The organism is Bifidobacterium sp. KRGSERBCFTRI (assembly GCF_025908335.1).
In genome coordinates this window covers 2984670-2999111 of record NZ_CP109653.1, presented here as the reverse complement: position 1 = coordinate 2999111, position 14442 = coordinate 2984670, and the positions used below count along the sequence as shown (strand labels likewise).

5 protein-coding genes are annotated in these 14442 nt (G+C 63.0%); 3 read left to right on the top strand and 2 right to left on the bottom strand.

Annotated features, from left to right (window positions below):
• Positions 1–32: 32 nt before the first annotated feature.
• Together OGI63_RS12705 and OGI63_RS12700 are read right to left on the bottom strand one after the other, a co-directional pair.
• Positions 33–6101 (bottom strand): Ig-like domain-containing protein, encoded by a 6069-nt coding sequence (locus OGI63_RS12705; RefSeq protein WP_041777402.1) that lies wholly within the window; start codon positions 6099–6101, stop codon positions 33–35.
• Positions 6102–6237: 136 nt separating this feature from the next.
• Complete coding sequence (locus OGI63_RS12700) at positions 6238–7659, bottom strand: serine/threonine-protein kinase (protein ID WP_011743628.1); 1422 nt, start codon at positions 7657–7659, stop codon at positions 6238–6240.
• 207 nt (positions 7660–7866) lie between these two features.
• On the opposite strand from OGI63_RS12700, the gene OGI63_RS12695 reads away from it, so the two are divergent.
• The 3 genes from OGI63_RS12695 to OGI63_RS12685 all read left to right on the top strand — a co-directional run bounded on the left by OGI63_RS12695 (position 7867) and on the right by OGI63_RS12685 (position 14432).
• Positions 7867–9114 (top strand): zinc-ribbon domain-containing protein, encoded by a 1248-nt coding sequence (locus OGI63_RS12695; protein ID WP_011743627.1) that lies wholly within the window; start codon positions 7867–7869, stop codon positions 9112–9114.
• Positions 9115–9123: 9 nt separating this feature from the next.
• Positions 9124–10197 carry a serine hydrolase gene (locus tag OGI63_RS12690; RefSeq protein WP_011743626.1) on the top strand — a complete coding sequence of 358 codons (1074 nt, stop codon included), beginning with the start codon at positions 9124–9126 and terminating at the stop codon, positions 10195–10197.
• 155 nt (positions 10198–10352) lie between these two features.
• Positions 10353–14432, top strand: coding sequence for a PD-(D/E)XK nuclease family protein (locus OGI63_RS12685; protein WP_041777400.1), 4080 nt, complete (start codon positions 10353–10355; stop codon positions 14430–14432).
• Positions 14433–14442: the final 10 nt, after the last annotated feature.

The following is a 14442-nucleotide window of genomic DNA, read 5'->3' as shown; positions in this document are numbered from 1 at the left end:
CGTTGTGTTTGCGATTGCTGTGATCGTCCGTTTCACCATCTGGCGTAGTAGGCCAGGCCGCGGATCCAAGGCTTGGATGCGCCGTCGACGGTGGACAGGGCGATGGAGGATGCCACAGGCCGGTCATTCCGCGTGGCCGCTTCGCCTTCCGTGGACGCGTCAGAATCCGATGGTTCCGACGGTTTTGATGGTTCTGAAGGTTCCGACGGTTCGGGTTTCGGCGTGGGAGTCTTGTACCTGTCATGGTCCAGCAGTGTGCCGCCATTGTCCTCGTTGTTGAGCGCGGTGTCGGTGCCCACCACCTTCGCCTTCCACGCGTAATCGGCTCCGGTCGGCAGCACATCCTTGACGTTCAGTTTGTCGGAGCCCAATGCCCAGGCGACGTCATAGGATTTGCCGTCCGCGGTGAAGGTGATCACGGTTTTGCCGGGCTGGCCGTACATGTTCACCGATCCGCCGCTGACCTTGATGATGTTCGGATCATTGGCGTCCCACGTCAGCATCGGCGCCTTGACGGCGGCCTTCACCTTGCGGACGTATGCCGGATCGGCCCTGCCGGACTTGGAGGTGCTTGCCGCGCCATTGAAATGCTGCGTGACGGAGCCCGAGGAACAGGACTGCCATTCCTTGAGCGGGAAATCGTGCGATCGTTCGGAAGCGCCGGCATGGTAGGAGCCGAGTCCGTCCGCGCTCACCGTGAACCCGTCGGCGTGGCCGTTCTCCTTCCAACTGACTACGCACACGTCGTCATGCCCCTTGACGCTGACCGATTCGGGCGCCTTCACCGCGTATTTCGGTGTGAAACGTACGGTCGAATCGTCACTGGTCGTTTTCTCCTTGCCGACCACCGCCGCCTTGATGGTGTATTCCCTGGTGTTGAGATCATGATCCGGAATCTTGAAATCGTAGGATCCGGAACATCCGTCGATGCTTGCGCTGACATCTCCGGAAATCTCGACGGCCTTGCATCCCGCGTTGTGGGTGTTGCCCACGGATTCGACGGTGACGGTTCCCGTGGTGTCGTCGTTCGTCACGGAGATCTTCGGCGCATCGGGCTTGCCCCACGGCTTGACAGCGTCGGACGCCTTGGACGGTTGGCTCCAATTCACCTTGTTGTGGGCGCGTACCGTAGCCGTGTACGAGTCGCCGTCGAAAATCGCGTTGTTATCGAAAACAAAATCGATTCCGGTGGAATTTGTCGTCTGCTTGGACGGTGCGTTCCTGCCGGACAAAGTCACCTCGTAATTGTTCACCGACGAGAAATTGCCGTCCGGAGCCTTCCACGTGACGCTCACCGTGTTGCCCTTCACACTGGCCGTCACATCCGTCGGCGCATCAGGCAGCTTGTCCGGCGTGCCCTCGACGGCGTTGGAATCCTTGGACCAGCCGACCTCGTTCCTGGCCTGCACCTTGAACGAGTAGGTCTTGCCGTTCTTCAACCCGTCGATGAGACAGGAGGTCTTCTGCCCGCACGAGCGCTCGCCGGACGCGTCTCCGCCCCACATCACCTTGTATTCGGTGATCGGGCTGCCGTTGGCCGAACCGGCCGTCCAGCTCAGATTCACGGCGCCATCCTGCGGGTCGCCGGACACCGCGGAAAGCAGCGGCGCATCAGGCTTGTCCATCACCGAAACGCTGATGGTGCCGGTCACCTCACGTTCCTTTGTTTTGGTGGCGTCGCGCACGGTGACGACCACCTTGTTGGTGCTCGCGCCGATGTCGGAAGCCGCCCTGATGGACACCACGCCGTTGGACGGGCAATCCACCGTCAGCTTCGACGCGCCGTCGGATGTGCATCCGGTCACCGTCAGCGGAGTGTCGGGGAACGGATTGTACGCGTCGGACAGCAGATTCACCTGCTCGCTGGAACCGGCCTTGATTTTCACGGTCTTCTCGGTGACGCGGGCGAGCGGCCTGTTGGACGCGGTGACGCGCACGGTCATACCGGCGCTCACCGTACCCTTCGCATATTTGATCGAGACGGGCACGCTCACCGTGGTGCCCGGCGTGGCCGTCTTGTCCGCGGACACGGTCAACGTGCCGGAGGGAGACACTCTGGCATCCACACTGCCGGAATTCACGCCGCCGGAATACGAGTACTGCTTCTCATCCTCGTACAGGCCCGACGTCGAATGGGTCAGCGCCGTCAGATCGATGGTAGTGGCCTTCTCGCCGGCCACCACATCGACGGTGGAGGACGAGAACGTCGGCGGCGGAACCTCACGTCCGATCACCGTGATCGGAAGCGTGAGCACCGCCGAATTGACGATCTTCACCTTGTCGTTCTTGTCTCGCTTGCCGTCCACCGCGGTGAAGGTGATGGACGCGGGACCCGCGTAATCCTTCGGCGCGGTGAACCTCAACGTCTGGTCGTTGACGTACAGGTCGCCGTCCGCGGCCTTCGTGGCGCTCACCGAATCGGCGCCGTCCACATACGCGGTCTTGCCCGCGCCCACACGCACGTAGTCGGCGATGTTGATGGTGATGGTCTCACGCGCATTGACCTTCAACGCCGGCGCCTTCGGACGCAGAACCGGCGGAAACACGCCATATGCGGGCACTTGGATGAACGCGGTGGACGTGATGCCGTACGTCGTGTTCGTGACGGTGTACGGCACCGCGCGCGCCTCATCGGTCAGATCAACGGTGATGATGGTGGAATCCTTGCCGCCCTTGACATGCGCATGGTCGGTCGCGGAAGGATCCACGCCCACCTGAAGCTCGTCGGCGGTGCCGGACGGATTGGCAATCCACTGCGAAACGTCCACGTCCACGGATTTCTTGTCGATCGTGGCGGCGGCCGGAACACGGTAATCGTACGCGGTCGGCGGGTCGATGGCGGCGTTCTCGTCGACATTCACCGTCAACGTCGCCGAATCGGACAGGCCAGCCTTGTCCTTGACGGTGTAGACCACGTAATACGTGCCCGCCTGCTTCGGCGTGGTGAACGACAGCATGTTGTCAACGACCTGAATGCCGCCGATGCCTTGCGATTCCACGTCCTTGGCCACGGTCAGATCAGTATTGTCCCCGGAAATGTCGTTCTGCGCCACCGGCACGGTGGCCGCGGTGTTCGGACGCAGCGTGATCTCGTCGTCGCGCGCGTACACACCCGAATCGGCTCCGGATTTGAACACGCCCACACGCACCTGCGCGGTGGCCCTCTGACCGGTCCAATCCTCCACGGCGTAGGAGAACGTGTCCGTTCCGGACGAATCGGCATACGCCTCATACACCAGATACGTGGCGCCCATCTCGCTGATACGGCCCAGTTTCGGCGCTTTGTTGCCCAAGCCGAGCAGCTGCACGTCATCGCCGTCAGCGTCGATGCCGGTGAGCGTGATCGGAATCTGCACCTTCTGCCCGGCCGCCACCTGCGCCTCGACGTCGGACGGTGTCGGAGCCGCCTTGTTGGACGCGTCCTTCTGATGCACGTTGATGGTGATGGTGGCCGAGGCCGCGTTGCCGAGATTGTCCTTCACCGTGTAGGTGACGGGGAAGGAGCCGGTTTGTCTGGTGGCCTGATAGCGCACGGTGTCGCCGGACACGAACACCAGACCCTTGAACGTGTTCTTGTCATACTGCAAGTCGTTCTGCAGGCTCACCGTGGTGCCGTCGGAATACGTGACATGGTCGAGCACGTCCACGGACACGATGCCTTCGGTGCGCACCTGTGTGGTGATGTTCTCGGCCTTTGGCACGGAATTCGACGTGGTCAGCGCCGGCGGCTGCAGGACGATGACGCCGGTCGACGATCCGGCCGCGTTGGCCACGGTGTAGGAGATCCGCACCGGCTCGGTCGGCACCTGACGCGCGGTGATATAGACGCGCTTGTTGCTCACCACACCGGTTTTGATGCCGCTTTGCGCGTCCGCGGTGACGCTGGTCACCGACAGCACGCCGCCCATCGGGTCGACGTCGTTGGCAAGCGGCTCCACAATCGCGGTATTGTCCGCGCCTAGCAGCGCCACATCGTTCGCCGCGATCGGCTTGGCGGCGTCTCCGGCCACCGCCTGCACCTCCACACGAGCCAGACCGGTCGACGGAATGGAACCCTGCGTGATGGTGTACGGCACATAGTAGGTGCCGGGATTGGAGGCGGTGAACGTGATCGACATGTCGGTGGCGTTCATGGTGGTGGCCGCGCCGGACGGCGTCTCCACCGCGGTCAATTCGGCCGGTTCGACGGACGTGCCGTGCACGTACGGTTTGAGCGCGATGGTGGTGCGGGTGTCGGGCGTGGTCTGTTTGACCACGGGGTCGATGACCGCGCCCAGCGTGTTCGCCGGCTTCACGGAGAAGTAGATCATGCCGATGCCGGTCTGCTGGCCGTCGGACACCGTGACCTCGATGCCCGCCCTGCCGGACGACATCGAACCGGCGTTGAAGACCAATTGTCCGTCGGCTCGCGTGGACACCGTCACCTGATCGGTGTTCTGCGGCGATGCCGACACCAAGGTCAGCGGATCGCCGTCGGGGTCGGAGAAGCTGCCCAACGCGTTCGCGGTGTACGAAGCACCCTGCTCCACGTCGATTTCCGGCGGAGTGTCGCTCTGCAGCGGCGCATGGTCGTCGCCGCCGGCCAGCGTGAGCGACACGGTGGCGCTGGACGTCTGCCCGCGCCCGTCGGAAATCTCATAGCTGAAGGACACGTTGCCCGCGGCGGCACCGGAGGCGTCGAGCTGCAGATACCGGCCGTCATAGACGGGGGAGACGGTGATGTTCGCGCCATCCGGAGCGCTCACCGACGTGATGCGCAGCACGGAACAGTCGGTCTGCTCGTCGTTGCGCAACACGTCGAGAATCTGCTGCGATCCCACGCGCGCGCCGAACGAATCGTCCACGGCCTTGATCTGCCCCGACTGCGCCGAACAGTTCTTGCTGAAATTATGCTGGTTGTTGGCGCTGTCGTTGTTCTGCTGCTGTTGCTTCGACTGCTTGGTCTCCACCTTGTTCCACTGGATTTTGATGACCTTGGTGGACTCCTGCGGATTCCACACATTGCCGTTGACCACGTCGTTGAGCACCACCAGACGATGGTTGGTGCGGAACACGAGCTGCGAGGTGGGATTGACATCTTCCAACGAGGAAAACTGTGCGTCCTTGTCGTTCGCCGCGCACACCCTGATGTAATTGTTGGCCTTCTGCGCCCACGCGGCGAACACGCAGCCATTGGTGGACACCGGCTGCGCGGCATCGCCCTTGCCGGCATTCGGCAGCTGCGTGACCTTTTTACTACCCAAATCGACCATGGCGATGCCCCGCGGCGTGGAAACCGCCACCCAGCCAGTCTGCCTGCCATCCGTGGACGGCGCCTGCAACGTCGCCTGACCCTGCAGGCCGATATCCGCGCTGCCCTTCGGCCAGAACACCTTGCCGGCACCGGCTACGACCGGCGTCTTGCCGACCACGGTGAACGATTCGACATTCGTGGCGCCCTTGATCGTCGCATCCTTGCCGGGCGTTCCCTGAGGTCCGTCGACACTGAGCACCGCGCCGTCGGACGCGCGATAGCCGTAGACGACACCGTCATGCGTCACCGCGATACGGCCACCCGACCCCAGCTTCATCTTCGGCGAATCGGTGGTCGGATTCATGGATTTCACATCATCTGCTGACCCGACCCACACATTGCCCGTCTTGACGTTGATGAACGCCGCGGTGTTGCCTCCGACGACGGTCCGCATATCCGATTTGATGGTGGTGTTGCCGCTTTCGCTGACGGTGGAGGCCTCGATGTTGCTGGCCTTCGTACCTTCGGAGATCACGGTGGAGCCATCATGCTGGGCCACGTCGAACCGGGCCGCAGTGGAGGCGACGCCCGCATCGGCGTCCCGGTTGCGCACGTTGAAACGGGCGGCCTTGCGGTCTTTGAGCGAAGTGACCCACACGGTGCCATCGTCGAGCTGCACGTGACGTTGCGTCACCGAACTGACGATGACGGCCCCGGCGACGATGCCCAGCAACAGCAGCAGCATGACGATCGGCGTGATCCACCGGCGACTGCCGGAAGGCAGCAGCTTGCGCAGCATCGACCCGAATCGCAACTGCCGTTCGTACGATTGCGCCGACTGGTTCTCGGCGTTCCTATGCTTGCTCATCGACTGGCTCTTCCCTGATTGTGCCCAAACTTTGCTTGACCGCGCATCCAACCGCATGCGCCTACCTGTTTGCCCGCATGCATGCCGGGCTGTATTGGTTCGTATCGGTTCATGTCACCCGCATCCGGCCGCAAACTCACGGCTTGGCCGCGCACGCGATCATGGGATTCTCGGACATCTGCCGGTCCGCGCGAACCAGACTCACCTGCACGCACGTCTGCGCGCCGTCGGCCGGATCGATTTCGATACTCGTCGACTCCGTGGTGGTGCCCTGCGCGTTCGGGTCGGTTCCCGAATCGCCGACCAGCGACCACGCGTACGAATCGCCATCCTTCGGCGAAGGATTGACCCACGTGAACCGCACTTTGCTGTCGGCGGTGTATTCGCCCGTAAGATCCTGCACGCTCGGCACACTGCCCGACGTGATCGCCGAATCGGGATCGTCCTCGGCATGGTTCTGGGCGCCATGGTTCTGCACCTGCACCTTGCTGTTGTCGGAAGCCGCATCCATATTCGGCATGACGACGGTGACGAACGCCAACGCCATCACGACCACGGCGGCCGCCGCAGCAACCGTGACGGCCAACGGCTTCACCCACCGGGCATGCTGCTTCGCAACCGGGGCGGACTGGTCGAATGTGGAAGTCTGCGCGTACATGTTCTGCGGATAATCCGGCACACCCTCGACGGTGGTCTGCACGGCACGGCCATACAAGGCCTGTTGCACGCGCTGCATGTCGCGCGCGAACTCCAACGCGGAATAGTAACGATCCTCGGGCGCACGGCTCAAAGCCTTACGCAACACCCATTCCACTTCGGCCGGCACGTCGGAACGGTTGAGTTTGGGCAGCGGATTGTTGAGAATGACGGACTTGAGCCGTTCGGCCCGCACCTGCCGTTGGGAATCGCCCAGCACATCGGCATAGAAATACTCGTACGGCGATTGGCCGATCAGCATGGCGAACAGCGTGGCGCCAAGCGAATAGATATCGGACGATTCATTGCCGCCACCGCCTTGGGCAAGCACCTCCGGCGCGGCCCACGCGATGGTGAAGCCGACACCCGGACGCCCATAGACGGTCCCGGCGATGCCGAAATCGGCGAGCATGGGCATATTGTGCGCGTTGATGAGAATATTGCTGGGCTTGATGTCTCGATGGATGATGCCTTTGCGATGCGCGGTGAACAGCGCGCTCGCCAGATCGATACCGACGGTGAGCATCTGGTCGGCGGTGAGACGGCCATGCTCGAGGAACGTCTTGTAATTGCCGCCCGGAGCGTATTCGAACACGGTGTAGCCGCGCCCGTTGACGGTCACGCCGTTCTCATAGACGGAAAGAATGTAGGGGTGTGTGGAGATCTGCCCCATGAAATTCGCTTCGGAACGGAAGCGGACCGCGGCACGTGGGTCGAGCGTGTTCTTGCTGATTTTGATGGCCACCTGACGGGCCGGGGAAAGCTGCTGGTACAGGTACACGTCGGCTTCGGAACCGGAGCCCAGCCGTTTGATCAGTGTGTAGCCGGGAATCTGAGGGGGAATGCTCCTTGAGGCTTCCATGCTTCCTCTTTCCTCTGTGTGCGATGGGCGTCTGCCGGCTCGCATTGGGACAGGCATAATGCACCGCGCTCTGCCTTGCTATATTATATGGGGGTTTGCCCGTGTGCCGCGGAGGTTCCAAAGGGTAGACGCCGGGCGTGCGGTGCCTGTCCCCGTCGGCTGTTGAAATACCGGAAGAGAAGCATTGGGGAAAGAGGGGGAAGGCATATGTTTTGTCCATCCTGCGGCGTTCACAACGATCAGAACGCACGATTCTGCACTAACTGCGGTCTGACATTGCAGACGCAGGCCGGCGGCCGTCCCGCGGACGGAACCATGGTGGATGGCAACGCTGACGGCACCATGGTCGACGGCGCACCCTCCAGCGTGTTGACGCCGCAACCCGGACCGGTCGTTCCTCCGGTCGTATCGCCGACCGTGTCGCCCGCTGTGCCGCCGACCGTGCCGAACGGCCCATTGCCGCCACCTGCGAAGCAAGGCAAATCGGGCGGCGTTGGGATGATCATCGTGGCGGCCATCGTGGTCATCGCCATTCTCATTGGCGGAACCGTCTGGTATCTGAACACGTCGAATTCGAACGGGGTCCAGCCGGCCACGCAATCGCAGGAAACGACGAAGCCGAAGAAGAAAGCCAAGAAGGCGGACGGCAAATCGTCGGACAAATCGGGCGAGTCGGACAAGTCGGATAAAACCGGCGGATCCGGCAAATCAAGCAAGGCTGGCGAGTCGGATGAATCGGACAAGCCAGGCAAATCCGGCAAAACCGACGCTTCGAAGGAACGGGACCGGCGGTCCAATCGCATACTGGACAAAAGCTCGACCGATTCCATCGTCGACGGCTACTCCACCATCGATGTGGGCGTTTCGGTCATGAACGAAGACGGACTGCGCAGCTATTCGTCGCGCAACGCGAGCCTGTCGTTCGTCGCCGCCGGTCTGTACCTGCCGGCATGGCTCGACTATCGTGACACCTACGGTGATAGGCCCGACGCGTACGCCGATTCGCTGACCGGCATGAACAACGGATCGGCCAACGGGCTGATCGATGCGGTCGGTGGCGAAAGCGACCTCAACGAATGGCTCAGCGACAACAAGTACTACCGCACGCGGTTCGAACGCGACTACGGAGACGTCAAAGCGTCGCAGAACGGCTACGAGAACTACGCGTCGCCCGATGACGCGGCCCGCATGCTGAATGAGATGGCGGAGAACGGAGACGACGGCCTCATGAACTACGACATCGCCTCCGAAGGCGTGGTCATTCCGTCCGGCGCGACCGTTCACGCGCACCGCGGCCAAGGCATCAAAGACTCCTACAACTACTTCATGGTGATCTCCAACGGCAAGAAGAAGGTCTCCGTGGCGGTTATGACGCAGAACCAGGGCAGAGCCGTGGCCGCCCAGCTCGCATCGCGCATGCTGGACAAGGTGTGGAACACTATGCTCAGGAATTAAGCCGCCGATATGGGACGTCACTCCAATTACCCCCGATGGGCTTCGGAACAATCCAGGGCCGCGTTTGACGGGCGCCGCCGAATCACCGTCGCGGTGATCGCAGCCGTTTGCGTGGTCGCCGTGGCGCTCGCCGGCTGCGCCATTGCAATTGCGGGAGCGCGACGCCATGGCGCGGCCTCTTCCGCTGCGGCCGTGGCGAAGACTGAGACCCCCGCCGTCAAAGGGGCGGACGGCTCCGCCAAATCGGCCGAACCGAACGAACCGACCAAGCCGGCCACGCGTGGCGAAACGGCGGCGGAGCATACCGCGCTCGATCGCAAGCAGACCCCGAAAGCAGACGAACGCAAGACGCAGACGGCCGAACGGCAGACGCTGCTGGCCGCGCTGCAATCGCAATTATCCGGAAAAACCGCGCAATACCAAGGTTCCTGGCAGGTGTACGTCGAAGACCTCGACAGCGGGGCCACAGCCGTGGTCAACAGCCACCAATCGTATTCGGCAAGTGTCGTCAAACTCATGGTCATGCTCGCCGTCTTCCAGAAGGTGTCGGAGGGCACGCTCGCCGAAGACGCCTCGCTGGACGGGTTGCTGGAACAGATGATCACAGTCAGTTCGAACGAGGCCACCAACGCGCTGGTGGAGCGGCTCGGCTCCGGAAACATCAACGCCGGATTCGGCGTGGTCAACTCGGTGGCCGCGCAATACGGGTTCAACGAATCGCATTTGAACAGCCGGATGGGCGATCTGTCCAATTATTCCACCAAGCAGACGTCCGTGGCGGATCAGGGGCGATTCCTCGCCGCCGCCTACCGTGGGCAGCTGGTGTCCGCCGGCTACAGCAAACGCATGACCGACATCATGTCCAGGCAGACCCGCCGCGCCAAAATCCCGGCCGGACTGCCGCAAGGCGTGGCGTGCGCGAACAAAACCGGTGAGGCTCCGGGCGTGGAGAACGATTCCGCGATCGTCTACGGCGAACATCCGTACGTGATTGCCGTCATGAGTTCCGACGTGCCCGATTCCTCGGCCGCGCAGGCTCAGATCCGCGACATCTCCTCCACGGTGTGGGCCTCCCTGCAGTAGCCGCATTCCGCATCGCGGATTGTTCGCAGGTTTTTGTCCCTTCTGGCTGACCGCTTTTTTGGGGCGTCTGTTGTGTTTGTCCGGCTGCGTTGTCCGGCCGTTTTGTCCGGTGATATATGAGTGCAGGACGGACCGTTCGGCTAAGCTGGGGAGACATGATGGATGTGGACGATCTCGATGACGTGACATTGGTTGCGGGGGCACCCCGCAGCGGCAAGACCCGGTTCGCGCTGGACATGCTGGTCGCCGCGATGAAGCGGCATGGCGACGCGTACGCCGTGATGACGGTCTCCGGCAGACAGGTGGCCGACCGGCTCGGCGACACCGTGATCCGCGAACTGTCCGCGATCTCGCAGGCGCGCCCCGTCACCACCCTGCCAGCCGTCGCGTTCCGCATCATGACCGCCGTGCGATCGCATGCCGGACAACCCCTGCCGAAACTGCTCAACGGGGCCGAACAGGACGTGGTCATCCGCCGTGTGCTCGCCAGGCATGCCGAACATGCCGAGCACGGCGACGAATGCTCCACCTGCGCGCTATTGCGCACCTACTTCGTGGTCGCCGACTGGTCGGGCATGGTGGTGGACGACGCCACCGACGCCTTCGCCAACCAGCTGCGCGACATGCTTGCCCGCATGAACGAGATCGGCGCGAAACCGGAACTCGAAGACGCGCTGATTTCCCGCGCTGCCGACGAGCACGGCACGCTCGACGAACGACGCGAACGACTGCGCGTGCAATGGCGGCTCGCCTTCGCGCTGCGCGCCGAATACAACCAGGCCATCAACGAGGCATATCCGGACCAATACCGTCTCGACGCCTCGCAGCTCATGATCGACGCCGCGGCCGCCGTGAACGAAGCCGAAACGTCCGACCTGCCGAAACTCGTCATCGTCGACGATTTCCAGGACGCCACACTCGCCGGCTTCGACTTTCTCACCGCATTGCGCAACCGTGGCGTGCGTCTGCTGCTCGTCGGCAACCCCGACGAGGCGGTGCAGACGTTCCGCGGATCGTACCCTGAATATCTGTTCAACATGGCGCAATCGCGATTGGGCGCGCGACTGGTACGGCTGGAACCGTCCCATATGGCCGAAGGCACGGACCTGGCCGCGGTGACGAGCCGCGTGAGCCTGACCATCGCCAGCACGGAATCGACCGACGACGCGCTGGCGAACCGCCCCGGCAAAATGCCGGCCATCGCCATACCGGAGACGCACGACGGCAGTCTTGAAGCCGCGATGTACCGTTCCACCGTCGAAGAACTCGACGACGTGGTGTGGAAAATCAAAACCGAACATCTCGAACACGGCCGCGACTGGAACGACATGGCCGTGATCGCCCACGACAACGCCACCGTGCGCACGTTCGGCGAACGGCTACGCGCCGACGGCGTGCCCGTACGCTATTCGAGCGTGACCCGCCCCCTCAAGGACGAACCGTTCGTGCAGGGCCTGTTCTCCATGATCGAACTGGCCGAACTGAAACGGCAAGGCATCGCCACCTCGTCCATGAACCTCGACACGGCCGGCGCATACGTGCGCTCACGCGTCGCATCAATCATGAACTCGCCGCTGATCACCACCCCCGGCGAACGTCCGGCTCGGCTGTGCGTGGTCGAATCGGCGATGAACGCGCTCGGCTCGCTGGCCACGGTTTTGCATGACGATACAGCCGATCCGACCACGTCCGACACGTCCGGACGCGCGCTGCTGCCACAGCTGATCGACGATTGGAACGATTACGTCGAAGCCTTCCACACCGCACGCGCGGCGGCATCGGCGTCGGACGCGGAAAACGCTGCCGACATGGGCCTGCCGGCAATCGACACCGACGACCGGCTGATGACGGGAGAGCGTGCCGCTGAGGACGCGGACGAACCATCCTTCGGCATGAACGCGCTGTACATCCTGCTATTGGAAGGCGACACCGACCGCGTGCTCGACGCGATCGCCTCCGTACTGGGCCGCAAAGACCCCCAAGCGCAAGCCTTCGCACGCCTGTGGAAAGCGCTCGACGATACCCTGCGGTCGGAGGCACGCCTGACATCCCACGAACCGCAATACATGCTCGACTGTGCATGGCAGGCGTTCGGCAAAGCCGAAATCTGGCAGAAAACGGCGTTGCGCAACAACGCCGAAGGCCGCGCGGCCAACGACCGGCTCGACACCGCGATGCGCCTGTTCAGCTACGCGTCCGGCGGCGAATCGAACGGCGTGACGGCAGCGCACACCATCGACGCGTTCATCGAACAGGTCCGCGCGCTCGCCATCGAAGCCGACTCCCTGGCGCACACCGCGCCGATCGATCAGGCCGTGACGCTCACCACGCCCGCCGGAGCTGCCGGAAAACATTGGAAACTAGTATTCATGCCTGCGTTCCAACAAGGCCAATGGCCGAACCTCTCACCGCGCAACACCCTGTTCGGCGGGGAGGAACTCGCCGACATCATGCTGCATGGACGACTGTCCGACGACATCGTCACCTCCGCAGGCCGCGAAAACGCGCAGCTCGCCGCGGTGCTCGCCTCCGAACAGAAAAGCCTCCTTGTGGCGCTCACCCGCGCCGATGAGCGCGTGACGGTAAGCGCGGTCCTCAACGAAGACCATGTGCCGTCCGACTTCCTCTACGGCTACCTGCCGGAATGGTTCGACCGCGACCGGGATGCCGATGCGGAAACACGCGTGTACACGGCGGTCGGCGAGGCCGGCGAATACGCGGGACTGGAGGCCGACCCGCGTGGCCTGGTCGCCGCCGCGCGAAGCGTGCTGGCCCATGCGCCGGCCGATTCCCCCCAAGCGCGCGATGCCGCGCAAGCCTTGGCGTTGTTGGCATCGCATGGCATCGCCGCCGCGAATCCCGACAATTGGGCGTTCCTTACGGGACATGCGGGAGCCGACGATATGACGGAAATCGACGGCAAGATGGAATCTGACGGAAAAACGGAGCATGCCGACAAGGCGAAGCTTATCGAACAACCGGAATCCATCGAAAAAACAGACGGCCAATCCGACGTGGTCACCCTTTCTCCATCCGCCGTGGACAGTTTGTGGGCGTGCCCGGTGTGCTGGATGCTGGAGAACCGTTTCGCCGGCCCACGCATGGGCAGCGCGGCCACCAGCTTCGGCTCGCTCATCCACACCGTCGCGCAACAGGCCACCGAAGCCGGCCTCGACCTGCCCCAAAACCACACCGCAGTAAGCGACGAGGACAACATCGACGAAATCACCCAATGGATGATCGGCCGATACAAGACCCTACGTGGCGACCTCAACGCCATCGACGACCCCGAGGAACGGTACAAGGCGCTCGGCAAGGACGCGAAGGCGTCGGTCGCATTGCGCAACATCGCCACATATTTCGTCAAGTCGAACCGTACGGGATACCCGTCGAACAACACCGAAAACATCACCGTGGGAACGTTGGACCATGCCGAAGCGGAACGGCAGTTCGCCGCGCGATTCGACTTCGATGACATCCTCGACGCCTACAACGCCATCGACGGCAACGCTCCGATCTCCCGCGACGAACTCATCGCCATCATGGGCGCGCTCGTCGGCGGCTGGCCGGAAACCGGCATGAGCGACCGGCTCACCGTACGCCTGTCGGGCAGAATCGACCGTCTTGAACACCGCCGTACCGCCGACGGCCGCGAACAGGTACGGCTGATCGACTACAAAACCGGCAAAGTGCCGAACGGACGCTCCCTGTTCAGCGACCTGCAGCTCGTCTGCTACCAGCTGGGCCTCGCATTCCCGGAACACGGCGGAAAACGCGGCGCGCAGGCGATCGCAACCATGCCGGACATCACCCAAAGCGCCCTGTTCCACGTCATGGAATACGCGGCCCCCGCGCCACGCAAAGGGCAAGGCGACGAAGCGTACCACCAGCAGGCGCTGTTCGCCGGCGGAAGCATCAACGCGGGCGATTTCATACCCCGCAAATACGTGCCCAAAATGGCCAGCGTCTTCACCAGCGGCCTCGACGACGTCGAACGGCCGGCGCAGGTCAGCGAAGAACATTGGAAGCAACTTCTGGAATCGCGGTCGAAGATGACGGTATGGTCGCTGACCATGATCTCCCGCGTCTTCTATGCGGCCGCGGCGAGCCGGGCCACCCGCATCACCGCGCGTCCGACCGTGGAACACGTCGGATACTGCAGAACGTACGGCAGTGGGGTCTGCCCGGCCTGCCAAGGCGAGCAGAACACCGTATTCGAAAGGACCGTGGCATGAACGGGAGTAA

Excerpts from the sequence above, each read along its gene's own strand:
- OGI63_RS12685 (WP_041777400.1), top strand. The coding sequence starts at position 10,353 with ATGATGGATGTGGACGATCTCGATGACGTGACATTGGTTGCGGGGGCA.
- OGI63_RS12695 (WP_011743627.1), top strand. The coding sequence starts at position 7,867 with ATGTTTTGTCCATCCTGCGGCGTTCACAACGATCAGAACGCACGATTC.
- OGI63_RS12705 (WP_041777402.1), bottom strand. The coding sequence starts at position 6,101 with ATGAGCAAGCATAGGAACGCCGAGAACCAGTCGGCGCAATCGTACGAA.
- OGI63_RS12700 (WP_011743628.1), bottom strand. The coding sequence starts at position 7,659 with ATGGAAGCCTCAAGGAGCATTCCCCCTCAGATTCCCGGCTACACACTG.
- OGI63_RS12690 (WP_011743626.1), top strand. The coding sequence starts at position 9,124 with ATGGGACGTCACTCCAATTACCCCCGATGGGCTTCGGAACAATCCAGG.